This window comes from Streptomyces sp. GMY02 (assembly GCF_019056675.1).
Lineage (GTDB): Bacteria > Actinomycetota > Actinomycetes > Streptomycetales > Streptomycetaceae > Streptomyces > Streptomyces odonnellii.
In genome coordinates, this window is sequence record NZ_CP077658.1 from 7,129,644 (window position 1) to 7,152,536 (window position 22,893).

At 71.6% G+C, this 22,893-nt stretch carries 19 protein-coding genes and 1 pseudogene; 10 read left to right on the forward strand and 10 right to left on the reverse strand.

Annotated elements, in window-relative coordinates; genetic code table 11:
- Window positions 1–42: 42 nt before the first annotated feature.
- Together KQY30_RS30385 and KQY30_RS30390 are read right to left on the reverse strand one after the other, a co-directional pair.
- Entirely contained in the window at window positions 43–1,974 is a 1,932-nt protein-coding gene (locus tag KQY30_RS30385; RefSeq protein WP_217309723.1) for an AAA family ATPase, read from the reverse strand.
- Between the two features lie 366 nt (window positions 1,975–2,340).
- On the reverse strand, window positions 2,341–2,970 hold the full coding sequence (locus KQY30_RS30390) for a uridine kinase (RefSeq protein ID WP_217309724.1): 630 nt from the start codon (window positions 2,968–2,970) through the stop codon (window positions 2,341–2,343).
- A gap of 261 nt (window positions 2,971–3,231) precedes the next feature.
- On the opposite strand from KQY30_RS30390, the gene KQY30_RS30395 reads away from it, so the two are divergent.
- Both KQY30_RS30395 and KQY30_RS30400 read left to right on the forward strand, forming a co-directional pair.
- The gene (locus KQY30_RS30395) at window positions 3,232–4,584 is read left to right on the forward strand and encodes a peptidase C39 family protein (RefSeq protein ID WP_217309726.1); all 1,353 of its coding nucleotides are present in this window, start codon (window positions 3,232–3,234) and stop codon (window positions 4,582–4,584) included.
- A gap of 140 nt (window positions 4,585–4,724) precedes the next feature.
- The gene (locus KQY30_RS30400; RefSeq protein ID WP_254407377.1) at window positions 4,725–5,417 is read left to right on the forward strand and encodes a TetR/AcrR family transcriptional regulator; all 693 of its coding nucleotides are present in this window, start codon (window positions 4,725–4,727) and stop codon (window positions 5,415–5,417) included.
- Window positions 5,418–5,443: 26 nt separating this feature from the next.
- Here KQY30_RS30400 and KQY30_RS30405 read toward each other — a convergent pair whose 3' ends face one another.
- Window positions 5,444–6,691 carry a glycoside hydrolase family 18 protein gene (locus tag KQY30_RS30405; protein WP_217309729.1) on the reverse strand — a complete coding sequence of 416 codons (1,248 nt, stop codon included), beginning with the start codon at window positions 6,689–6,691 and terminating at the stop codon, window positions 5,444–5,446.
- Between the two features lie 352 nt (window positions 6,692–7,043).
- Between KQY30_RS30405 and KQY30_RS30410 the strand changes: the two genes are divergently transcribed.
- On the forward strand, window positions 7,044–8,216 hold the full coding sequence (locus KQY30_RS30410; RefSeq protein WP_217309731.1) for an acyl-CoA dehydrogenase family protein: 1,173 nt from the start codon (window positions 7,044–7,046) through the stop codon (window positions 8,214–8,216).
- A gap of 53 nt (window positions 8,217–8,269) precedes the next feature.
- Here the strand turns inward: KQY30_RS30410 and KQY30_RS30415 are convergent, their stop codons facing one another.
- On the reverse strand, window positions 8,270–8,665 hold the full coding sequence (locus KQY30_RS30415) for a hypothetical protein (RefSeq protein WP_217309733.1): 396 nt from the start codon (window positions 8,663–8,665) through the stop codon (window positions 8,270–8,272).
- Window positions 8,666–8,869: 204 nt separating this feature from the next.
- Here KQY30_RS30415 and KQY30_RS30420 point away from each other — a divergent pair, with 204 nt between their 5' ends.
- The 4 genes from KQY30_RS30420 to fxsA all read left to right on the forward strand — a co-directional run bounded on the left by KQY30_RS30420 (window position 8,870) and on the right by fxsA (window position 13,190).
- The gene (locus KQY30_RS30420) at window positions 8,870–9,310 is read left to right on the forward strand and encodes an Lrp/AsnC family transcriptional regulator (protein ID WP_046500726.1); all 441 of its coding nucleotides are present in this window, start codon (window positions 8,870–8,872) and stop codon (window positions 9,308–9,310) included.
- A 315-nt stretch (window positions 9,311–9,625) separates the two neighbouring features.
- A complete protein-coding gene (locus KQY30_RS30425) occupies window positions 9,626–11,242 on the forward strand; it encodes an amidohydrolase (RefSeq protein ID WP_217309735.1) in 1,617 nt (538 codons plus the stop codon).
- Between the two features lie 507 nt (window positions 11,243–11,749).
- Window positions 11,750–12,535, forward strand: coding sequence for a polyprenol monophosphomannose synthase (locus tag KQY30_RS30430; protein WP_217309736.1), 786 nt, complete (start codon window positions 11,750–11,752; stop codon window positions 12,533–12,535).
- Between the two features lie 46 nt (window positions 12,536–12,581).
- Entirely contained in the window at window positions 12,582–13,190 is a 609-nt protein-coding gene (gene fxsA, locus KQY30_RS30435; protein ID WP_217309738.1) for an FxsA family membrane protein, read from the forward strand.
- A 171-nt stretch (window positions 13,191–13,361) separates the two neighbouring features.
- On the opposite strand, the gene KQY30_RS30440 is transcribed toward fxsA, so the two are convergent.
- The 4 genes from KQY30_RS30440 to KQY30_RS30455 all read right to left on the reverse strand — a co-directional run bounded on the left by KQY30_RS30440 (window position 13,362) and on the right by KQY30_RS30455 (window position 16,894).
- Window positions 13,362–13,736: an RNA polymerase-binding protein RbpA gene (locus KQY30_RS30440; protein ID WP_003959706.1), complete on the reverse strand. Its 375-nt coding sequence runs from the start codon at window positions 13,734–13,736 to the stop codon at window positions 13,362–13,364.
- A gap of 265 nt (window positions 13,737–14,001) precedes the next feature.
- Window positions 14,002–15,366 carry an MFS transporter gene (locus KQY30_RS30445; RefSeq protein WP_217309739.1) on the reverse strand — a complete coding sequence of 455 codons (1,365 nt, stop codon included), beginning with the start codon at window positions 15,364–15,366 and terminating at the stop codon, window positions 14,002–14,004.
- A 53-nt stretch (window positions 15,367–15,419) separates the two neighbouring features.
- Window positions 15,420–16,184 carry a glycerophosphodiester phosphodiesterase gene (locus KQY30_RS30450; RefSeq protein WP_217309741.1) on the reverse strand — a complete coding sequence of 255 codons (765 nt, stop codon included), beginning with the start codon at window positions 16,182–16,184 and terminating at the stop codon, window positions 15,420–15,422.
- Window positions 16,181–16,894, reverse strand: a complete 714-nt coding sequence (locus KQY30_RS30455) for a YitT family protein (protein WP_254407378.1) — start codon at window positions 16,892–16,894, stop codon at window positions 16,181–16,183. Before KQY30_RS30455 ends, KQY30_RS30450 begins: the two co-directional genes overlap by 4 nt.
- 100 nt (window positions 16,895–16,994) lie before the next feature.
- On the opposite strand from KQY30_RS30455, the pseudogene KQY30_RS30460 reads away from it, so the two are divergent.
- A pseudogene (locus tag KQY30_RS30460) lies at window positions 16,995–18,493 on the forward strand (PLP-dependent aminotransferase family protein).
- A 48-nt stretch (window positions 18,494–18,541) separates the two neighbouring features.
- On the opposite strand, the gene KQY30_RS30465 reads toward KQY30_RS30460, so the two are convergent.
- Both KQY30_RS30465 and KQY30_RS30470 read right to left on the reverse strand, forming a co-directional pair.
- A complete protein-coding gene (locus tag KQY30_RS30465) occupies window positions 18,542–20,224 on the reverse strand; it encodes a hypothetical protein (protein ID WP_254407379.1) in 1,683 nt (560 codons plus the stop codon).
- 40 nt (window positions 20,225–20,264) lie between these two features.
- On the reverse strand, window positions 20,265–20,459 hold the full coding sequence (locus KQY30_RS30470) for a hypothetical protein (protein ID WP_046500734.1): 195 nt from the start codon (window positions 20,457–20,459) through the stop codon (window positions 20,265–20,267).
- Window positions 20,460–20,673: 214 nt separating this feature from the next.
- On the opposite strand from KQY30_RS30470, the gene KQY30_RS30475 reads away from it, so the two are divergent.
- Window positions 20,674–21,066, forward strand: coding sequence for an ankyrin repeat domain-containing protein (locus KQY30_RS30475; protein WP_217309743.1), 393 nt, complete (start codon window positions 20,674–20,676; stop codon window positions 21,064–21,066).
- Window positions 21,067–21,330: 264 nt separating this feature from the next.
- Window positions 21,331–22,749, forward strand: coding sequence for a HEAT repeat domain-containing protein (locus KQY30_RS30480; protein ID WP_217309745.1), 1,419 nt, complete (start codon window positions 21,331–21,333; stop codon window positions 22,747–22,749).
- Window positions 22,750–22,893: the final 144 nt, after the last annotated feature.

Sequence of the window (22,893 nt, forward strand, 5' to 3'; positions counted from 1 at the left end):
GGTTCGTCGCGGCGGCACGACCGCTGTGACGCGCGGAGACCTTCAGGAGGCCGGCGGGTCCTGCGTTCCCCGGGTCGCCGGGCCGCGCCCCGAGAGCACCTCGCCGTACGCCTGCATCAGATCGGGCAGCCGCAGCGTCGCCAGATCGTCGCGGGTGGGCGTGCCGCTGTAGCCGGACAGCCGCAGATCGCGGTACGCGCAGCTCTTCTCGTACAGCGTCCGTACGAAGCGGCCGTTGCCCAGCTCGTCGATCCACCCCTGGTCGACGACATGGCCGCTGATGGACAGCAGTTCGTCCGCGGACTCCTCGTCCCAGAGATCGCCGTTCTCCGCGGCCAGCACCCCGCCGATCGCGGTCAGCTCCAGCGGCCGGTAGCTGGGGAAGTCGACCCGGCTGGTGAAGCGCGAGGACAGACCGGGATTGGTCGCGAGCAGCCGGTCCATGCCCTCCGGATACCCGGCGAGGATGACCACGAGATGGTCCCGGTTGTCCTCGGCGCGCTTGAGCAGCACCTGGAGCGCCTCGTCGCCGTAGGCATCGCCCTTGGTGTAACCGGAGTTGGACAGGCTGTACGCCTCGTCGACGAAGAGCACCCCGCCGATCGCGGAGTCGATCAGCTCGTTCGCCTTGACCGCGGTCTGCCCCAGGAACTCGCCCACCAGATCCGCCCGCTGGGCCTCCACGAGATGGTCGCCGCCCAGCAGCCCGAGGGCATAGAAGATCCGCCCGAGGATGCGCGCGACGGTGGTCTTGCCGGTGCCGGAGGGGCCCGAGAAGACAAAGTGACGTTTCGGCGGCTGCACCGGCAGCCCTTCTCCGGCCCGCAGCCGGGCCATGTTGAGCTGCGCGGAGATGGCCTTGACCTGGCGCTTCACCGGCTCCAGACCGACCATCCGCTCCAGCTCGGCCAGTGCCTCGGCGAGCAGCGCCGGATCGGTCGGGCCCTCCGGGAACCGGGGCTGGGCGTGCTGCGCGGGCGGTGGCGGCACCTTCTCCCGTACGTCGTCGCGCGCCGGCACCGCGCCCCCGCCGCCCATCGGCGGCTGGCTCTCCCGGCCGAGCAGTACGTCGGAGCCCAGCGGCCCCTCGCTCTCGCCCGGCAGCGTGTCCACCGCGTCCGCCGTGTCCTGGCCGAAGCCCGCCAGCGCCACCGAGGCCAGCCCCGCCGGGTCGTCCGGCCCGTCGTAGCCGTCGGAGTCGGAATCGGTGATCGCCGCCAGCCGGGCCGCGGTGTCCATGAACGCCGGATCGAGCCGGTGCACGGCCCGGTACAGCGGTAACGCGGCCGCGCTGCGCCCGGTGCCCTCATGGGCGCGCGCCAGCCAGTACCGCAGCTCCTTGCGCTGGGGCTGCTCGCTGCGGCAGCGCATCAGCGCCGTGGACAGCAGCGGCAGGGCCTGCCCGTACATCTCCAGTCTGACCCGGGCCATCCCGCCGAAGAGCCCGGCCTCGATGCCCAGCAGCGGATCGTTGACCAGCGGCTCGGTGTGCCGTACGAGCTGGTCCCAGTCCTTGACCAGATAGGCGCGGCAGGCGTGCAGGAACCGTACCTGCGGATCGGCGTCGACCGGCGGCAGCCCCGCGAGCGCCCGGTCCAGCTCCGGCACATGCCGGCCGTCCAGCCAGTGCGAGGCGTGCGCGAGCAGCAGATCGCGCCCGCTCTCCAGCACCGGCTGCACCCACCAGCCCAGCCAGTACCAGGAGTTGAGGGTACGGCGGTGGCGGGCGCGCTGCTCACCGAAGCGGTCGCGGTGGCGGTACATGTGCAGCAGGGCGGGGGTGGTGTCGACGCGCAGCGCGTGCAGCCCGAGCCAGCCGTCGGCCATCCCGGGATCGAGCCGTACCGCGGCCCTGAACTCCTCCTCGGCCTGGGGGTAGGCCCCCATCGTGTACGCGTCCACTCCGCGCACCCAGGCGAGGTCGGCGGGGGCTCCGGTGCCGCCCTGTGTGCCGATGCCGCTGCCGCTCTCCATCAGCCTTCCCCCACAACAAACCGTGCCCCCGGATTGTCCCGCCGGGCGGGCGCCCGTCGGCAGCGTGCTGAACCACCCTCTGGCGGACGGGAATTGACCGCACCGAAAGGCATCGTACCTGCGCAGAGGGTGTGCGACTAAGGGCACCACACAGAGGTCACAGTGGTGACCGAGGGTGAGCGGGGGAGGGGGCGCGGCTGTGGAAAACCGGCGAAGAGGGCAGAACGAAGCCCCCGATCACGGGGGAACAACCGGGGGCTTCGCGTCTGCGACGGCTCCGAAAAGCCGCACATTGAGAACGTAAGACCTGTCCCGCCCCTCGGTCAAGCCGAGTTGGGCACTCGTGCGCAACCGATTTCCGACTGCTCAGTATGGAGGCCGAAACTGATCACCGTCGGTGATGATTTGACCCTGCATCGCGCCCGAACGGGGTCCCGGGAGCATCACATATCCCTCGCGCACCTCCCGTATCAGGGCGTCCGCGAACGGGCGGGACGGGTCGTCCGAGAAATGGCGAGTCTCCGCCGTTGTCCAGCCGTCCCAGAAACCGGACAGACCGGGCCCGTCGCGCCGCCGGCCCCGCTCCCAGGACTCCTCCGCGCCCCGGTCCATCCAGAGCAGCCCGGCCAGATACGGGCGCAGCGCCCGCCGGCCCGCCCCCACGCCCTCGATCAGGACGACGGGGGCCGCGGGCAGGGCGCGCGGCTCGGTGAAGCGCCGCAGCACCCAGTCGTACGCCTCGTAGTGCGCCGTCGCGCCCCGGGAGAGGGGCTCGATGATCCGCCGCGCGAGCCGCTCCGTCCACGCGAACAGCTCCGTGTGCGACGCCATGTCGTCTGTACGCAGGACGGGCGCGCCGCCGAGCGCCGCCGCGAGCCTCCCGGCGAAGGTGCTCTTGCCGGAGCCCGCGTGCCCGTCGACCGCGATCAGCCGGACGGGGCCGCAGGAGGGCGGCAGCGCGCGCAGCGCCTCGGCGGCTTCGGTCAGGTCGTCCATCCGGCCACCTTACGAGGACCGCCCTCGCCACCGGGTCCGCGAGGTCCCGGAGGACCCGCGCGGGTGGCGAGGCCCCAGGTCACGCCACTGGTGGAGACCAATATTGGTGCGGCGACGCGGGACGAATCGCTGGCCGAAGCCCGCCGCGAACCGCGATAGTGGCGACTACCGGCCCCATCGTGTACCCGCCAGGTCCTGTCCGGCCCGGCGCCCGCCCGTGTCTTCCCGCCCGACATCTCTGCGCCCCCGACCGGAGGTCCCGTGAACAGCTCCCCCTCGCGCCGCTCCGTCCTCGCCGCCGCTCTCGCCGCGGCCGGCGCCGGAGCGGTCTCCACCGTCCCGGCCGCCGCCGCCCCGGCCGGGCCCGGCCGGAGCACGCCCCTCGTGGACAACGCCTTCTGGACCTCGTACGAGGACTGGCGCTCCGGCGGCCACGCGGGCACCCGGGCCGTGCCCGGCGCCCGGCCGACCCTGACGATCGCCGCCCCGGCCGGCCGTACCGACTACCTCGATCCGCACACCGGGAAGACCGGCACCTGGGAGTACGCGGCCTGGACCTCGCCCGTGTACCGCCCGAAGGTCCCCGCCACCGAGGTGATCGCCTCCTGGAACGCCGCCACCCCGGCCGGTACGTGGCTCCAGATCGAGCTGCGCGGCCGGTACTCCGACGGCACCGACACCCCCTGGTACGTGATGGGCCGCTGGGCCGCGGGGGACGGCGACGGCAGCATCCGGCGCACCTCCGTCGACGACCAGACCGACGGGCGCAGCACCATCTGGACCGACACCTTCTCGGTGGACGACCCGGCGAGCGGGCTGCGCCTCGTCTCGTACCGGCTGCGGCTCACCCTCTACCGCACGCCCGGCAGCGGGCTCACCCCGGTGGTCCACCGGGTCGGCGTGATGGCCTCGGACATCCCCGACCGGTTCACCGTCCCCGTCTCCGTGCCGGGACTCGCCCGTGAGCTGACCGTGCCGCGCTACTCCCAGAACATCCACGCCGGGCAGTACCCGGAGTACGACAACGGCGGCGAGGCCTGGTGCAGCCCCACCTCCTCGCAAATGATCATCGAGTACTGGGGGCGCAGGCCCAGCGCGGCGGAACTGGCCTGGGTGAACCCGGAGTTCGCCGATCCCCAGGTCTGCCACGCGGCCCGGTTCACCTACGACTACCAGTACAAGGGCTGCGGCAACTGGCCCTTCAACGCCGCCTACGCCGCCACCTACCGGGACATGAGCTCCGCGGTGACCCGGCTGGGCTCGCTCACCGAGGTGGAGACCCTGATCCGCGCGGGCATTCCGGTCATCACCTCACAGTCCTTCCTCAAGGAGGAGCTGACGGGCGCCGGTTACGGCACCTCGGGCCACCTCATGACCGTGATCGGCTTCACGGCCGACGGTGATGTGATCGCCAACGACCCCGCCTCGCCGGACAATCCGGCCGTACGCCGGGTCTACCGGCGCGCCGAGTGGGAGACCATCTGGCTGCGCACCAAGCGGTACAACGCCTCCGGCAATGTCGCGTCGGGCACCGGCGGCGTCTGTTACGTCTACTGGCCCGCCACTCCGTCCGCGGCCCAGCGGCGCGCCCTGCGGGCCGTGGGCCTGCTCTGATCCAGGAGCGGCCGGGCCCGGGGGGATTCCGCTTGGCCCCCCGGGCCCGCGTGGACACGCACCGGGTCTGTGTACTGTCTCTGCAATACTGCGGGCACTCTTGCGGGAGTCCCGTGGCAGCCGGAGACCAGGACGCGAACGTGAACCGTAGTCAACAGCGAGGCACCTCGCAGCGATCCCAGGTGCGGCGCTCCGAACTCATCGCCACCGGGCGCAAGCTGTTCGCCAACACCTCGTACGACGCGCTCTCGATGGACGACATCGCCCAGCACGCCGGGGTCGCCAAGGGCCTGATCTACTACTACTTCAAGAACAAGCGCGGCTACTACCTCGCCATCGTCGAGGACTCGGTCACCGAACTGGTCACCCTCGCCGCCGCGGGCGGTACCGAACTCCCGCGCACGGAACGGATCCAGCGCACGGTCGAGGCGTACCTCCGCTTCGCGCAGCAGAACGAGGCCGCGTACCGCACCATCATCACCGGCGGAGTCGGCTTCGACACCCAGGTGCAGGCCATCCGCGACGCCGTACGGACCGGTCTGGTCTCCACCCTCGCCGAGGGCGCCTACGGCACGAGCGACATCCCGGCGATCGCCCGGCTCGCGCTGCTGGGCTGGCTGAGCAGTGTCGAGTGGCTCACGCTGGAGTGGCTGGGCCACCAGGAACTGACCCTGGAGATCCCGCGCGATCTGCTGGTACGGATGCTGCGCCACACCCTGAACACGATCGAGGAGTTCGCGCCGGACTGCCCGGCGCCGCCGCCGGACCTCAACTGGCGCCCGTACACCGGACAGTCGCCGGACGGACCGGGGATCGGTCCGTCCGGCGACTGAGGACCACGTGCCGGCAGGCGACGGGGCTAGCTGATGGACTTGATCAGCTCACCGTTGGCGGTGTCGCCGCTCAGCTCCCAGAAGAACGTGCCGCCCAGATTCTGCTGGTTCTTGTACGCCATCTTCCCGGCGATCGTCGCGGGCGTGTCATAGCTCCACCACTGGTTGCCGCAGTGGGCGTAGGCCGTGCCGCCCACCGTGCCATTGGCCGGGCAGGAGTTCTTGAGGACCTTGTAGTCCTCGATACCGGCCTCGTACGTGCCCGGGGCCGCACCCGTCGCCGTACCGCCCGGCTCCTTCTGGGTCACACCGCTCCAGCCGCGCCCGTAGAAACCGATACCGAGCAGCAGCTTCTCGGACGGGACGCCGAGGCCCTTGAGCTTGCTGATCGCCGCGTCGGAGTTGAAGCCCTCCTGCGGGATGCCGGGGTACGAGGTGAGCGGGGAGTGCGGGGCGGTGGGGCCCTGCGCCGCGAAGGCACCGAAGAAGTCGTAGGTCATCGGGTTGTACCAGTCGAGGTACCGCGCGGCGCCCGCGTAGTCGGCGGCGTCGATCTTCCCGCCGTCCGAACCGTCCGCCGTGATGGCCGCGGTCACCAGGCTGCTCGAACCGAACTCGGCCCGCAGCGCGGCGGCGAGGTTCCTGAACGCGTCGCGGCCACTGGTGTCGCAGGTCAGACCGCAGGCGTTGGGGTACTCCCAGTCGATGTCGATGCCGTCGAAGACATCGGCCCAGCGCGGGTCCTCGACCAGCGCGCGGCAGGACTGGGCGAACGCGGCCGGGTTCCTGGCCGCCTCGCCGAAGCCGCCGGACCAGGACCAGCCGCCGAAGGACCAGATGACCTTGAGACCGGGGTGGCGCGCCTTGAGCTTGCGGAGCTGGTTGAAGTTGCCCCGCAGCGGCTGGTCCCAGGTGTCGGCGACGCCGTCGACGCTCTGGTCGGCGGTGTAGGCCTTCTCGTAGTCGGCGTACGAGTCGCCGATCACGCACTTGCCGCCGGTCACATTGCCGAACGCGTAGTTGATGTGGGTGAGTTTGTCCGCCGAGCCGGAGGTCTCGATGTTCTTGACATGGTAATTGCGGTCGTAAACACCCCAGTTGGTGAAGTAACCGACCACCTTGCTGCCGGCCGCGGGGGCGGCGGAGACGGTGGTGACGGTCTCACCGGCCGAGGCGCTGCCCGCTCCGGAGAGCAGGGTCACGCCGAGCGCGGCCGTACAGGCGGCGGCGATCAGCGCCCGGAAGCGGGCGCGCGAAGTGTGAAGCATGCGCATGGCATCTCCTCGTGGGGGAGGAAGAAGTGAGTGGGGGGAACGGTGTGACATGAACGCGAAGTGACATGAACGCGTTGTGAGCGAACGTTAGAAGGACTAGACCAGTGGGGTCAATGGTGCGGACCATCTTCCGTCGTACGGGAGAGAGCGCTTCCGGCCCGTGACGGAAGGGCGCCGATCGGGCATACTCGACGCGCCACAACCGCTGGTCAGCAGCTTCCGTGATCCGGGAGGGCAGCATCGGTTGGGCAGAACCGCCGTCCGGGGGCACTCCCCGGACACCAGTCGGCGGCGCCGCTCACACCCCGCGCGTGCGACCGCCGTAGCGCCCGACAGGGAGGAGAGCGCCGCCATGCCCGACCGCGCCCCGCGACCGGTGGACCGGCAACTGCCCACCGAGGAGTCCAAGGACCTCATCGCCCTCGTACGCGACATCGTCGAGCGGGAGATCGCCCCCGGGGCGGCCGAGGAGGAGGCGGCGGGACACTTCCCGCGTGAACTCTTCACCCTGCTCTCGGCGTCCGGCCTGCTCGGCCTCCCCTACGACTCCGCCCATGGCGGCGGGGACCAGCCGTACGAGGTCTATCTCCAGGTCCTCGAAGAACTGGGCGCCGCCCGGCTCACCGTCGGCCTCGGCGTCAGCGTCCACTCCCTGGCCTGCCATGCCCTGGCCGGCTACGGCACCAAGAGCCAGCAGGCCGAGTTCCTGCCCGCGATGCTGGGCGGCGGGCTGCTCGGGGCGTACTGCCTCTCCGAGCCCGCCTCCGGCTCCGACGCGGCCTCACTCCGTACCAAGGCGGTACGGGACGGCGACGACTGGGTGATCACCGGCACCAAGGCCTGGATCACCCACGGCGGCATCGCGGACTTCTACACCGTGCTGGCGCGTACCGGCGAGGAGGGTGCGCGGGGCATCACCGCCTTCCTCGTACCGGGCGACGCGCCCGGTCTGGACGCGGCGGCGCCCGAGAAGAAGATGGGCATGAAGGGCTCGCCCACCGCCCAACTCCACTTCGACGGCGTACGGGTGGCCGACGGGCGGCGGATCGGCGAGGAGGGCCAGGGCTTCGCGATCGCGCTGTCCGCGCTCGACTCGGGCCGGCTCGGCATCGCCGCCTGCGCGATCGGCGTCGCGCAGGCGGCCCTCGACGAAGCCGTCGAATACGCCACCGGCAGACGGCAGTTCGGCAGGCCCATCGCGGACTTCCAGGGACTGCGCTTCCTGCTCGCCGACATGGCCACCCGGATCGAGGCGGGCCGCGCGCTCTATCTCGCCGCCGCGCGGCTGCGCGACGCGGGCCTGCCGTTCTCCCAACAGGCCGCCATGGCCAAGCTGTTCTGCACGGACACCGCGATGCAGGTCACCACCGACGCCGTACAGGTGCTCGGCGGCTACGGCTACACCACCGACTTCCCGGTGGAGCGCTATATGCGCGAGGCGAAGGTGCTCCAGATCGTCGAGGGCACCAACCAGATCCAGCGCATGGTGATCGCCCGCCATCTCGCGGGCCCGGAAACCCGCTGAACCGGTCCCCGGCCCGCCCTCTGACAGATCGTCAGCGGCGGAGCCGGGGCGCCTCAGGCGGCGTGGCGCAGGGCGGGCACCTTGAACGGGCGCGAGCCGGGACCGCCGACGTGAGAGAACGGCTGGGTCCGCCAGTTGAGCCCCTGAGGGAGCGTCAGCAGCAGTGCGGTGTCCTGCTCCTGGACCTCGTACGACGCGTCGGCGGGGCGGGCGTCCGCGGCGGGACGGCCCGTACCGGCGCAGACGGCGAGCACGAACGGGTTCCACGGGGTGGGGCACAGCGCGTGTTCCGGCAGGACGTCCTCGTCCGCCAGCAGCGCGATCGGCTGCGCACAGTCGGGGCAGACGACCCGGTACATCTCGAAGGTGTCGTAGGAGTCGATGTCGTCGGTGTCGACAAGATCGACCGGCTCCGGTTCCGTACGTCCGGCGCGCTTCAGGCTCTGCATGGAGACATTCCCCCTCGGGTGGGCCGACCAGGCACTTGTGGTCTCGACCACAGCAAGGAATTCCCGTCGCGCGAGCCAGGTAACCGTGAGGTCTCGATGGACCCTGTCATATACCTGTGGTCTTCATCACATGCCCCTTACGGACGCCTCTTGGCCGACTTGCCGACTGTGCCTGAGGTGACCTGGGGCAATAGGTTGATCCGTATGGAGGAGCTGGATCGTCAGATCGTGGAGTTGCTCGTCAACGACGGCCGCATGAGCTACACCGACCTGGGCAAGGCCACGGGCCTGTCCACCTCGGCCGTACATCAGCGCGTGCGCAGACTGGAGCAGCGCGGAGTCATCCGCGGGTACGCGGCCGTTGTCGACCCGGTGGCGGTCGGCCTGCCGCTCACCGCGTTCATCTCGGTGAAACCGTTCGATCCGAGCGCGCCGGACGACATCGCGGAGAGGCTGGCGGGGATTCCGGAGATCGAGGCGTGCCACAGCGTGGCGGGGGACGAGAACTACATCCTCAAGGTGCGCGTCCCGGCGCCGCTGGAGCTGGAGGACCTGCTGACCCGGATCCGCTCCCTGGCCGGGGTCTCCACCCGCACGACGGTGGTCCTGTCCACGCCTTACGAGTCCCGCCCCCCGTCGTTCTGACGTCTCCGCCCTCGACTGCCGGCCGGGCTGGATTTGCCCGGCAGCTCCGGAAAGTCGCCCACCGGCGGGAGGGGGTCGGGGTCGTAGGAGGTGCGTGTCCGGACGTAAAGCGTCGCAGCTCGCGCGGAGCGCGGTGAGGATAGCAGTCCGGACATGCGCCTCCGGAGGCCCCGGGCCCCGGCACCCCGCCGCACCGCAAGGCGCACCCCGCACCCCCGCCGGACGGCGCACCGCACCCGCCGGACCGCCCCCGCGCCGCAGGCGCGCACCGCACCCCCGCCGGGCCGCGCAACGCGTACCCGCCACACTGGTTCCATGAAGACGCGCACCACCCTCCTCCGCAACGGCGAAGTCCACAGCCCCGCCGACCCCTTCGCCACCGCCCTTCTCGTCGAGGGCGGGCACATCTCCTGGGTCGGGTCCGAAGGCGCCGCCGAGTCCTTTGCCGCCGGTGCGGACGAGGTCGTCGACCTCGAAGGCGCGCTCGTCACCCCCGCGTTCACCGACGCGCATGTCCACACCACCGCCACCGGCCTCGCCCTCACCGGTCTCGATCTCTCCGCCGCCCGCACCCTCGCCGAGGCGCTCGCGCTCGTACGGGCACACCGCACCGCGCACCCCGACAGCCGGATCCTGCTCGGCCACGGCTGGGACTCCGCGCGCTGGCCGGAGCAGCGGCCTCCCTCCCGTGCCGAACTCGACGAGGCCGCCGGTGGCCGGCCGCTCTATCTGCCGCGCATCGACGTGCACTCCGCCGTCGTGACGACCGCCCTGCTCGACCTCGTCCCCGGTGTCACCTCCCTCACCGGCTACCACCCGGACGCCCCTCTCACCGCAGCCGCGCACCACGCCGTACGGGCGGCGGCCCATGGCGCGATCAGCGCGGGCCAGCGTACGGAGGCGCAGCGCGCCGCCCGTGAGCGCGCCGCCTCGCTCGGCATCGGCACCCTCCACGAGTGCGCGGGCCCCGACATCTCCGACGAGGACGACTTCGCCGCGCTGCTGCGACTCGCGGACGAGGAGCCGGGCCCCCGCGTCCACGGCTACTGGGCCGAGGCGGTCACCGACGAGAAGGGCGCACGGCGCGTCCGCGAGCTGGGCGCGGCCGGCGCCGCGGGGGACCTCTTCGTCGACGGGTCCCTCGGCTCCCACACCGCCGCGCTGCGTGATCCGTACGAGGACGCGCCCCACACCGGCACCGTGCATCTCGACGCCGCCGCGGTCGCCGCCCATGTCGCCGCCTGCACCGAGGCCGGGCTCCAGGCCGGATTCCACGCCATCGGCGACGCCGCGGTCGACACCGTCGTCGAGGGGGTACGGGCCGCCGCCGAACGCGTGGGCCTGCCCCGGATCCGCGCCGCCAGGCACCGTGTGGAGCACGCCGAGATGCTGACCGCCGACACCGTCGCCGCCTTCGCCGAACTGGGCCTCACCGCCTCCGTCCAGCCAGCCTTCGACGCGGCCTGGGGCGGCGAGGACGGGATGTACGCACGCCGGCTCGGCGCCGCCCGCGCCCGTACGCTCAACCCGTACGCCGCCCTGCTGCGCGCCGGCGTCCCGCTGGCCTTCGGCTCCGACAGCCCGGTCACCCCGCTCGACCCCTGGGGCACGGTCCGGGCCGCCGCGTTCCACCGGACGCCCGAGCACCGTATCTCCGTACGGGCCGGATTCACCGCCCACACCCGCGGCGGCTGGCGCGCCGTGGGCCGCGACGACGCCGGAACGCTCGTCCCCGGCGCCCCCGCCGACTACGCGGTCTGGCGCACCGAGGAGCTGGTGGTCCAGGCTCCCGACGACCGGGTGGCCCGCTGGTCGACCGACCCGCGCTCGGGCACTCCGGGCCTGCCGGATCTCACTCCGGGCAGGCCGCTGCCGGTCTGTCTGCGGACCGTTGTGGCCGGACAGACGGTGTTCGTGCGACCGAACGAGTGACGTGCGGACATTTCGTACCGCCGCCCGGTGTTCCCGGTCTCGGTCGCGACCTGCGGATCTTCGCTGCTGACCTGGTGATTCGGGCCGAAATCACAGGTCAAACGGCTATTGACAGTAAGCCTCCACCGGCGGGTAGGTTCGGCCGAGTCCACCACAGGACGTCCGTCCGGCAAGCTCCGCACAGTCGTCGAACGCCGCTGGGCCATGGGGAGGTGTGCCGCACCGGCGCACCACCACTGGGAGCCAGGTCCAGCATCCGCGTCCGGCGGCGAGGGAAGGTTTCGGCCGGCCGACGGGTGCGACCCGGGCGGGGCCCCGGCGTTCAGTAGACAACGGCTTTCGGTCGACCCGCAGCCAGCGGGTTCCAGGTCGGCCCGAAGGACGCCGGGTTCCGTACGGCATTTCCTGACATCACCCGCGCCCGTCCCGACACCCAGCACCCGGGGCCGCCGCCCTCCGGGTGCTCGCTATGGTGGTGCCCCTGCGTACGGCAATTAAGGGGCAGTAGTGAACGACGGCGGTCAGAGGCGGTACGGCCCGCTCGGCACGGCCCTGGTGATCATCCCGACCTTCAACGAGGCGGAGAACATCAGGTCGATCGTCTCCCGGGTCCGCGCCGCGGTGCCGGAGGCCGACATCCTCATCGCCGACGACAACAGCCCCGACGGCACCGGCAAGATCGCCGACACACTGGCCGCCGAGGACAGCAAGGTCCAGGTGCTGCACCGCAAGGGCAAGGAAGGCCTCGGCGCCGCCTATCTGGCCGGATTCCGCTGGGGCATCGAACGCGACTACGGCGTCCTCGTCGAAATGGACGCCGACGGTTCCCATCAGCCCGAGGAACTGCCCCGCCTGCTGACCGCCCTGAAGGGCGCCGATCTCGTCCTCGGCTCGCGCTGGGTCCCCGGCGGACGCGTCGTCAACTGGCCCACCACCCGCAAGGTGCTCTCGCGCGGCGGCAGCACCTATTCGCGGGTCCTGCTCGGGGTGCCGATCCGTGATGTCACCGGCGGCTACCGGGCGTTCCGCAAGGAGACCCTGGACCGGATCGGCCTCGACGCCGTCGCCTCGCAGGGCTACTGCTTCCAGGTCGACCTGGCCCGGCGAGCGGTCGAGGCGGGCTGCCATGTGGTCGAGGTGCCCATCACTTTCGTCGAACGCGAGTTGGGCGACTCGAAGATGAGTCGCGACATCGTGGTCGAGGCGCTCTGGCGGGTCACCGCATGGGGGGTCGGGGCGCGCGCCAACCGGCTTCTGGGCCGCGGGCCCGCCGGAGAGAACCGGCCTTCCTGACTGCCCCCATACGCCATCCCGGCCCGCGCCCAGGCACACTGGAACCATGACGACCGCGCATCCGTCCCGGACCGTTCCCAAGCGCTCCCGTGTCCGCACTTTTCTTCCGCTGGGCATCGCCGCCTGGGTGGTGCTGGAGATCTGGCTGCTGATCCTCGTGGCCGACGCGGCGGGCGGGCTGACCGTTCTGTTGCTGCTGGTGGGGGCGGTCGTCCTCGGCTCGGTGGTGATCAAGCGGGCCGGGCGTCGTGCCTTCCGCAATCTCACCGAGACCCTGCAGAAGGCACAGAAGCAGCAGCAGGAGCACCCCGGGGAGCCGCTCGTCCCGGAGCCCGCCAACGGGACCACGGGCAATGGCTTTCTGATGCTGGGCGGCCTGCTGATCATGCTGCCCGGGCTGATCACCGACGTGGCGGGTCTGCTGCTGCTCGTACCGCCCGTACGGACGGCCCTAGGCCGGTACGCGGAGCGGTCGCTGGAGCGGCGCATGGCGACGGTGGCCCCACCCGGCAGCCTCGGTGACGCCTTCCAGCAGGCCCGGATGCGGCGGCCGGACGGCAAGGTGGTGCAGGGCGAGGTCATCCGGCACGACGAGCACGACCCGAGCCGCCACGACGACGAGAAGGACGGCCCGCGCCCGCCCCTGACCCCCTGACCGGGGACGGGCCGCGTGGCCGAAGACGCGTGGCCGAAGACGGGCCGCGCGCGGAAGTAAGTCCGCGTACCCCCGCATACAACAACGAGGCATACAACGAGCCGCGGGCTGCGGCCACACACTCGGTGTGACGCAGCCCGCGGCTCTGTGCTGTTGTGTCTCGCTGGTCGGTCAGGCGGACTTCCGGCTGTCCCGCGGATGCACGGCGATGTTCATGGCGCCGGAGCGCAGGACGGCCAGCCTCTCGGCCAGCACCTCCTCCAGCTCCTCACGAGTGCGCCGCTCCATGAGCATGTCCCAGTGCGTACGCGCAGGCTTGCCCTTCTTCTCTTCGGGACCATCCCCGTCCACCAGGAGTGCCTGGGCGCCGCACGCCTTGCACTCCCACTCCGGCGGAATTTCCGCCTCTACCGAGAACGGCATCTCAAATCGATGGCCGTTCTGGCATGCGTACTCCACCGCCTGGCGCGGGGCCAGATCGATGCCGCGGTCCGTCTCGTAGCTGGTAACCACGAGTCGCGTGCCGCGGAGAGCTCGCTCACTCATGAATCGTGCCTCCCGGGCTTGTCGCCCACAGGACAGGTGTCGCTGTCGTCGTCATCCGGTCAACGTCCGGTCGGCGGTAAAGATTCCCGTTCCGGGTCATGCGTCGCCCGTCGTGCCGCCCTTGTTGTACCCACCAGCGCCCGGTTTGTCACATCTAACAGGAGATGTCACCCAGCAATTCCGCTTTTCATCTACTCTCCGGTTACGCAGTAACGGTCCGCCTGGCAGGCCAAACGCGTACACTACCGCCCTTTCACTTCAACGTCTAAATCCGCTCCGGTACGGGATTGCCCGCCGCCGCGATCGCCCGGCCGACCGGGACCCTCGCCAGCAGTCCGAAGCCGAGCACGAAGAAGATCACCAGCGAGATGATCGCGTCCCGGTAGCTGCCCGTGAGCTGATACGCCAGACCGAACACGAGCGGCCCCAGCCAGCTCAGCCCCCGGTCGCTCATCTCGTACGCCGAGAAGTACTCGGCCTCCTTGCCGTGCGGCACGAGATGCGAGAACAGCGACCGGGACAGCGCCTGGCTGCCGCCCAGGACCAGACCGATCGCCGAGGCCAGCACATAGAACGCGACCGGAGCTCCGGCGGGCAGGAAGTAACCGGCCACGAGGATCAGTGTCCAGACCGCCAGCGACCACAGGACCGTCCGCTTGGCGCCGTACGACCTGGCCAGCCGGCCCATGCCCAGCGCGCCGCCGACCGCCAGCACCTGCACCAGCAGCACGGCGGTGATCAGCGTCGTCTGGTCCAGGCCGAGTTCCTCGGAACCGTAGATCGAGGCCTGTGAGATCACCGTCTGGATGCCGTCGTTGTAGACGAGATAGGCGAGCAGGAAGGAGAGCGTCAGCGGATGGCGCCGCATGTCCCGCAGCGTGGCCACGAGTTGACGCCAGCCCGCGCCCACCGCGCCCTCGCCGACACCGTCCGCGCCGTCGCGCGCCACCTTGCGGTCGCGCAGCCTGCGCAGCGGCACGATCGTGAACGCGCCCCACCAGACCCCGGCCGAGGCGAGACAGATCCGTACCGCCTCCGACTCCGAGAGCCCGAAGGACTCATGGCCGGTGTAGAGCACCAGATTGAGGACGAGGACCAGCGCGCCCGAGGTGTAGCCGAAGGCCCAGCCGCGCGAGGAGACCGCGTCGCGTTCCTCTGGCGCCGCTATCTGCGGCAGATAAGCGTTGTAGAGCACCATCGACACCGAGATCGAGGCGTTCGCCACGATCAGCAGCAGCGCGCCCAGCAGATAGCGGTCGCCGTCCAGGAAGAACATGCACGCCGTGGCGGTCGCGCCCAGATACGCGGCCGCGGCCAGCAGCGGCTTCTTGCGTCCCGTACGGTCGGCCACCGCGCCGGCCAGCGGCATCACCAGCACGGCCACCACCACCGAGACGGACACCGCGTACGCGAAGACCGAGCCCGCGCGCACCGGGATGCCCAGCGGATGGACAAAGCCGTCGGCGTCGGCCGCGGCCTTCGCCACCGAGGTCAGATAGGGGCCGAGAAAGACCGTGAGCACGCTCGTCGAGTAGACCGAGCACGCGAAGTCGTAGAAATACCAGCCGCGTTGCTCGCGTGTGCGGTCCGCCGCCCCGTCGGCCCGGTCCACGGCGGTGTCAGTGCTCACCGCGTGCTCCCTCGATTCCTCAGAGTGTTCCGTCGTACCGGCGCCCCGCCCGGTCAATGCCAGACTCCTCGCGCGGTCAACACCGTGCGCAGCGCTTCCAGTTGATCCGTCATGATGCCATCCACACCGAGATCCAGCAGCGCCTCCATGCGATCGGGCTCATTGACCGTCCAGACATGGACCTGCAGACCGCGGGCGTGCGCCATGCGTATGAAGCGCTCGTCCACCACCCGGATCCCGCTCTGTGTCTCGGGAACCTGCGCGCAGACCGCGCCGGGTCGGACCGGGAAGGGAATGCCGTACGAGCGCAGCCGCAGGCCCAGCACGCCCTTCACCCCGTACGAGGTGGCCAGCCGGGGACCCGCGAGCCGGGCCGCGCGTGCCACCCTGGCCTCGGAGAAGGAGCCCACGCACACCCGGTCCCAGCAGTCCGTCCTGCGGATCAGCTCGACCAGCGGCTCCAGCGCGGGCGCGGCCTTGATGTCGACATTCCAGCGCGCCTCGGGGAACTCTTCGAGCAGCTCCTCGAAGAGCGGCAGCGGCTCGCTGCCCGCCACCCTCGCCCGGCGCACCTCGGCCCAGGGCAGATCGACGATCCGGCCCCGGGAGTCGGTCACCCGGTCCAGGGTCGCGTCGTGGAAGGCGACGAGCCGGCCGTCCGCCGTGGCGTGCACATCGGTCTCGAAGTGGCGGTAGCCGAGGCCGGCGGCGCGGCGGAAGGCGGCCGCGGTGTTCTCCAGCCCGTCCGCCGCGCCGCCGCGATGGGCGAACGGGATCGGTGTCGGCCGGTCGAGATAGGGGTGGGATACGGGAGTCACCGCCGCAGTATGGCCCCTGCCGGTGTCCCGGCGGCGACGGCGGTGCTGCCGCCGGCCGCCGGGGGGATGGCGAAGACACGCAGGAAGAGCTGGGCGAGCGGGCCGATGGCCAGGGCGTACGCGATGGTGCCGATGCCCACCGAGCCGCCGAGCGCGAAGCCGGTGGCGACGACGGCGACCTCGATGGCCGTACGCACCAGCCGCACCGAGCGGCCGGTGAGCCGGTGCAGCCCGGTCATCAGGCCGTCGCGCGGGCCCGGGCCGAAGCGGGCCGCTATGTAGAGACCGGTGGCCAGCCCGTTGAGGACGATCCCGGCGACCAGCAGCGGGACCCGGGTCGTCAGGCTGTGACCGGCGGGGACGGCGGCGAGTGCGGCGTCCATCGCGAGGCCCACCACGAACACATTGGAGACCGTGCCCAGCCCCGGGCGCTGCCGGATCGGGATCCAGAGCAGCAGCACGACCGCGCCGACGATGATCGAGACGACCCCCATGGTCAGCTCGGTCAGCTCCGCGAGCCCCTGGTGCAGCACGCCCCAGGGCTCAAGACCGAGACCGCCGCGCACCAGCAGCGCCGCGCTCGCCCCGTACAGCGCGAGTCCGGCGTAGAGCTGCGTCAGCCTGCGGGGGAGCCGCCGGCCATGGAGTCCCCGGCCGGCGGACCGCTTCCGGAAACGGCTGAAACCGGAAAAGCCGGAGAAGGCTGACATGAAAAGGCCCCTTGGTGCGATGGTGGACTGGTGCGTGTCACTCTGTGGCTGGCTGGTAGATGCCAACCATGGCCAATTCAAGGAAGGTGGACTGATTTTCATGGCGCAGTGGACCTCGGCCGTCGGCGCGGCTCAGCTCGCCCGGCAGCTCACCACCCAGCAGCCCGCGCCCACCGTGCCCGGCACCCGCAGACCGCCCGCCTACCGCGCCCTCGCCGACGGCATCCGGCTGCTCGTCCTCGAAGGCCGGGTCCCCGTCGCCGCCCGGCTGCCCGCGGAGCGCGAGCTGGCGCTCTCGCTGTCGGTGAGCCGTACGACCGTGGCCGCCGCGTACGAGGCACTGCGCGCCGAGGGGTTTCTGGAGTCCCGCAGGGGCGCGGGAAGCTGGACGGCCGTACCGGCGGGCAATCCGCTGCCCGCGCGCGGCCTCGAACCGCTGCCCCCCGAGTCGCTGGGCTCGATGATCGACCTCGGCACCGCCGCCCTGCCCGCCCCCGAGCCCTGGCTGACCCGGGCCGTCCAGGGCGCGCTGGAGGAGCTGCCGCCGTACGCGCACACCCATGGCGACTACCCGGCCGGACTGCCCGCGCTGCGGCAGATGCTCGCCGACCGCTACACCGGGCGCGGCATTCCCACCATGCCCGAACAGATCATGGTGACCACGGGAGCGATGGGCGCGATCGACGCGATCTGCCATCTCTTCGCGGGCCGGGGCGAGCGGATCGCGGTGGAGTCCCCCTCGTACGCGAACATCCTCCAGCTCATGCGCGAGGCGGGCGCCCGGCTGGTGCCGGTGGCCATGGCGGAGGGGCTGACCGGCTGGGATCTGGGGCGCTGGCGGCAGGTACTGCGGGAGGCCGCCCCCGGCTCGCCTATGTGGTGGCCGACTTCCACAATCCGACGGGCGCGCTGGCCGACGAGGACCAGCGGCGGCAGCTCGTCGACGCGGCACGCTCGGCGGGCACCGTGCTCGTCGTCGACGAGACCATGTCGGAACTGCACCTGGACCCCGGTACGGAGATGCCGAGGCCGGTCTGCGCCTTCGACCCTGCGGGCAGCACGGTCCTCACGGTCGGCTCGGCCAGCAAGGCCTTCTGGGCGGGGATGCGGATCGGCTGGGTGCGCGCGGCGCCGGACGTGATCCGTTCGCTGGTCGCGGCACGCGCGTACGCCGATCTCGGCACCCCGGTACTGGAGCAGCTCGCCATCAACTGGCTGATGCGGACCGGTGGCTGGGAGGACGCGGTCGCGCTGCGCAGGGCCCAGGCGCGGGAGAACCGGGACGCGCTGGTGGCGGCGGTGCGCGAGCGGCTGCCCGACTGGGAGTTCGAGGTGCCGCGCGGCGGGCTGACCCTGTGGGTACGCACCGGCGGGCTCTCCGGCTCCCGGCTGGCCGAGGTGGGCGAACGGGTCGGGGTACGGGTGCCTTCCGGGCCCCGCTTCGGGGTCGACGGGGCGTTCGAGGGGTACGTACGGCTGCCGTTCACCGTGGGCGGGCCGGTCGCCGTCGAGGCCGCGGCACGGCTGGCCGCGGCGGCGCGCCTGGTGGCGAAGGGCGCGAGCACCGGGACGGAGGCGCCGCGCACCTTCGTCGCCTGAGACCCGGCGCGTTTGTCACCTGAGACCCGGCGCGGGGGCCGTCGGCTCTCAGCCCTCGGCGGGCACCGGACGGGCGGGCGGCCTGGGCGTACGGACCGTTCCGAGCGGCCGGTCCGGTTCGTGCACCTGGATCCGCCGCTGCTGTTCCTGCTCCTCCCGCTGCTGCTCCGGCGACGGCGTCCACTCCGGCGACGGCGCCGCGGCCGGCGTCTCGCCGAACGCGGCCGGCCGCTCCGGGAGGAGGTCCAGGACCGCGCGGCGGTGCTGCTCGCTCGTCTCGTCGTCGTACGGGTCGGGCGTCGCCGGGACCTGGATCCTGAGCACCGGGCCCGTACCGAGCCGCGCGTAACCCCTGCCGGGCGGGACGTCCGCCGTGGGCGTGGTGTGCGGCGGCAGTCCGAGCACCGCTTCCACCTGCGGCGCCGCCACCGGCCCCAGGACCACCCGGGCGCGGGTGTGCGTGCGTACGGTCTCGTCCAGCGCGTCCAGATCGTCGAGCTGATCGGCGACCACCACCGTCACATGGGCGGCCCTGCCGTGGCGCAGCGGCACATGGAGCAGCTCCTGCGGATCCGGCCGCCCCTCGGCCTCCGCGAGCTGACGGAAGACGCCCGGCCGGTCCACCAGGATCCACAGCGGCCGTTTGATGTCCTCGGGAGCGGGACGGCCCGACTGCCGGGCCTGGTTGGCGGCGATCAGCCGCCGCTCCGTCTCGTGCGCGGCCCACTCCAGCCCGGCCAGCGCCCCGGCCAGCCCGTACTCCACCGCGAGCACACCGGTGCGGCCGGTCAGACAGGTGAACTCGCCCGTTCCGCTGCCCTCCACGATCAGGACGTCGCCGTGCCGGAGGGCCTGGAGGGCGATGGAGCGCAGCAGGCTGGTGACCCCGCTGCCCGGCTGCCCCGCGACCAGCAGATGCGGCTCCGCCGAGCGCGGCCCGGTCCGCCAGAGCACCGGGGGAGCGTTCCGGTGCGCGTCGCCCACGACGACCGGCACGGTCCGCGGCACCGCTCCGTCGTCGGTGAAGCCGAGGACCGTCTCGCCGGGGGCCGTGACGAAACGCTGGGCGGCGATCGAGGTGGTGAGGGCCGGCAGCACGGTCATCACAAGCTGGTTGGCCTCCTCGTGCCAGTCGAAGTGGTATTCACGTCCGCGTCCGGACTTGGCGTACAGCACCTGCTCGATCCGGGCGCGCGCCTCGGGTTCGCCGTCGGTGAAGTAGGCGGGATAGGCCAACTGGAGCCGGGTGAGCCGCCCCTGGGCATCGAAGGCGTGCTCGCCGAACGCCTTGCTCCACTCGCCGCCATGGGCGAAGAGCGGACTCGGGTCCTCGGGAGCGGAGAGATACGGCACCAGCGCCTCGTACAGCGACTGGAGCCGCCGTGCCTCCGCTTCGTCGGGCCCGGTCCGCGCCGGCGGCGTACGGTCGCGCCCCTGCCAGGCGGCCACGCCCATCACCGTGACCAGGGCCAGCATCGGCCCGTACGGAATGAACGCGAGCACCAGCACACAGGCGGCGATCAGGAACAGCGCGGGACCGCGCCGGTCCTTGGGGGTGCCGGCCCACTTCTGGCGCCCCGCTGCGGCCAGCATCCGCAGCCCCCGGGTGATGGTGATCAGCGGATGGAGAACATCGGTGGCACCGTCGGCTGCCGTACGGGCCAGCTCACGGCCGCGCGCGATCCGGTCGCTGCCGCTGCTCAGAATGCGGGGGAGTGCTCGCCGGGCCACGAAGGTCTCCTGTAGGTGCGGAAAGGGGAGCGGGCCGGAATCAGAACTTGATCCCGCCCAGGAGACCGGCGAGGCTGGCGCCCCCGGCCGTGATGCTCGGGGCGATGGCGGTGCCCGCGAGATAGAAGCCGAAGAGGGAGCACACCATCGCGTGCGACGCCTTGAGTCCGTCCTTCCGGAAGAAGAGGAAGACGATGATTCCGAGCAGCACGACACCCGACACGGACAGAATCATGAGAGTTCTCCTGGTTGATGGGGACAGTCACCATGAGTTCTTCCAGAATCACGGAAAGTATCTATGCGATAAAAGGTGCAACGGAGTGAAATATCGGGTATTTCACTGCACTGGTCGACGCGGTGCCCCGCATGGCGCCGCAGTAGTCTGTCCGTCACTCGTACGGCGCAGATGCCGTACGTACCAGGTCAACAGCGTGAGAGGCGGTCCACCGATGAGCGAAACCCCGGATCCCGAGGTGGTGGAGCTGGCCACGAAGATCTTCGATCTGGCCAGGCACGGGGGGACCGGAGCGCTCACCGCGTACATCGACGCCGGAGTGCCCGTGAATCTCACCAACGACCGGGGCGACTCGCTTCTGATGCTCGCCGCCTACCACGGCCACGCCGAGACGGTGGCCGCGCTGCTGGAGCGCGGCGCCGAGGCCTCCCGCGCCAACGACCGCGGCCAGACCCCGCTCGCCGGCGCGGTTTTCAAAGGTGAGGACGAGGTCATCAGGACCCTGCTCGCCGGCGGCGCCGATCCGGCGGAGGGGACGCCCTCCGCCGTGGATACCGCGCGGATGTTTGGGAAGACGGACCTTCTGGAGCTGTTCGAAGCCAGGTGAGAGACGTCGTAAATGTGGTCGCGGTGGCGAAATGGCTGGGTCATCATGACGTCGGGCCCGCAGTGGGCCACCGACGAGAGGCAGGGAAGATGGTCTGCGCTGAGCGGGAGACGACGGGCGGCGGGGCATGTTGCCGCACGGTCTGAGCCCTGCCCGCCGGATGGTACGCGGCGGGCAGGGCCTGGACCCGAGAGGGCCGGCACCGTGTCGCGGTGCCGCGTCGCACCCCCGGTCGCGTCAACAGCTTGATGTGAGGCTTCTTCCATGTTCGATCCAGTCATAGCGCCGAGCGGCACGCTGCTCGGCCTGTTGCAGAGGGGCCGCGGCGACGGCACGCTGCACGCGCTCGCGGCGCCCCGTACGGAGGCGCTCGCCGCCCTGAACCACTGCGTACTGAACGACCCCCGGCACGACTGGCAGGTCGAGAACAGGTCGCTGTACTACGCGCGTCTCTACCTGGATCTGCACGGCGGGCTCGACGCCGTCGACCGCCATCTCTTCGACGCCGAGGACCGGTTCGACACCGAGGAGTCACGGACCGGGCTCGCGCTCGCCGTCCTCGGCCACCTCGCCTCGTACGGCAGGCGCGACGCCCTGGAACTGCTCAGGCGGTACGCGGCGACCGGCGCCAACTGGGCCTGGGCGCTGGACGAACTGGCGCTGCGCGACGACGACACCGGACTGCGCTCACTGGCCGTACCGGTCCTCGCGCGGTTCCCCGCCACCCCCGAGGGCGACACCGAACTCGCCGCCGCCGTACGGGACGCCTTCGAACCACGGCCGTGGCGGCTGTGGGCCGACGACCCGCGGCAGGAGGTCGGCGCCCGGGTCAGGGCCGCCGGTGAACAGGGCTCGTTCGACCGCTGGCAGCGGCAGCTTCGGCCGAGCGGCCCGCGGCCCGGCTGGAGCGTGGCGGCCGTCTTCGTCTGGGCCCAGCAGGGCCTGGAGCGCGGCTCGGCGCTCCATGTGCCCGCGGCCCGCTGTCTGAGCGCGGTCGCCGGGCCCGAGGACCGGCCGCTGATCGTCGAGACCGCGCGCGGCGGACCGGACGGCGCCCGCAGCGCGGCGCTCCACTATCTCGCCGGGGCCGGTGACCCCGCCGTGCTCGACCTGATCGAGGCCGCCGCCGTCAGCCCGGACCGTACGGTCTCCGACGCGGCGGTCTCCGCCTTCGAGCGGATGTGCGGCGAGGAGGCGGTCGACCGGGCCCGGGGCTGGGTGCACCGGCCCGACGCGCTCGGCGCGTCCGCGGCGGGCGTGCTCGCCTTCCGGGGCGGTACGCGCGACGCCCCGCTCGTGCTGGGCGCGCTGCGCGAGACCGTACGGGCCGAGGGGCCGGACGCGCCGCGGCTGTGGACGCTCGTCGACGGCGCGGGGCGGCTCGGGATCGTCTGCGCGGCGCCGGTGCTGCGCCATGTCTACCGGGAGACCGCCTCCTCCCAGCTCCGTGGCCGTACGGCCCGCGCCCTCGCCGCCACGGACCCCTCCTTCGCGACCGGGTTCGCCGTCGAATGCCTGTGGGACTGCGAGGAGACGACCAGAGAGGTCGCCGCGCTGCACGCAGAGACCGGCGATGTGCGGGTGGCGGAACGGCTGCGGCGGCTGGCCGCGGATCCGGCCGAGGAGGCCGAGGTGCAGACGGCGGTCCGCAGCCGGATCGGCCCGGACGCGGCGACACGGTAGGGGGTCGCGGACCGGGCGGTGGCGAGCCCGGTCCGCGCTTGGAGAACGTTCCGCGCGTGGAGAGCGTGAAGAGTCCGTGAAGAGGCCTGGGTCGGCTCGCTCGTGCCTTCGTGTCCTTGAGCCGGTTCGCCCGTAATCAGCCCG

Coding starts and splice junctions, on each gene's coding strand:
- KQY30_RS30385 (WP_217309723.1), bottom strand. CDS start 1,974: ATGGAGAGCGGCAGCGGCATCGGCACACAGGGCGGCACCGGAGCCCCC.
- KQY30_RS30390 (WP_217309724.1), bottom strand. CDS start 2,970: ATGGACGACCTGACCGAAGCCGCCGAGGCGCTGCGCGCGCTGCCGCCC.
- KQY30_RS30405 (WP_217309729.1), bottom strand. CDS start 6,691: ATGCGCATGCTTCACACTTCGCGCGCCCGCTTCCGGGCGCTGATCGCC.
- KQY30_RS30410 (WP_217309731.1), top strand. CDS start 7,044: ATGCCCGACCGCGCCCCGCGACCGGTGGACCGGCAACTGCCCACCGAG.
- KQY30_RS30415 (WP_217309733.1), bottom strand. CDS start 8,665: ATGCAGAGCCTGAAGCGCGCCGGACGTACGGAACCGGAGCCGGTCGAT.
- KQY30_RS30420 (WP_046500726.1), top strand. CDS start 8,870: ATGGAGGAGCTGGATCGTCAGATCGTGGAGTTGCTCGTCAACGACGGC.
- KQY30_RS30425 (WP_217309735.1), top strand. CDS start 9,626: ATGAAGACGCGCACCACCCTCCTCCGCAACGGCGAAGTCCACAGCCCC.
- fxsA (WP_217309738.1), top strand. CDS start 12,582: ATGACGACCGCGCATCCGTCCCGGACCGTTCCCAAGCGCTCCCGTGTC.
- KQY30_RS30440 (WP_003959706.1), bottom strand. CDS start 13,736: ATGAGTGAGCGAGCTCTCCGCGGCACGCGACTCGTGGTTACCAGCTAC.
- KQY30_RS30455 (WP_254407378.1), bottom strand. CDS start 16,894: ATGTCAGCCTTCTCCGGCTTTTCCGGTTTCAGCCGTTTCCGGAAGCGG.
- KQY30_RS30470 (WP_046500734.1), bottom strand. CDS start 20,459: ATGATTCTGTCCGTGTCGGGTGTCGTGCTGCTCGGAATCATCGTCTTC.
- KQY30_RS30475 (WP_217309743.1), top strand. CDS start 20,674: ATGAGCGAAACCCCGGATCCCGAGGTGGTGGAGCTGGCCACGAAGATC.
- KQY30_RS30480 (WP_217309745.1), top strand. CDS start 21,331: ATGTTCGATCCAGTCATAGCGCCGAGCGGCACGCTGCTCGGCCTGTTG.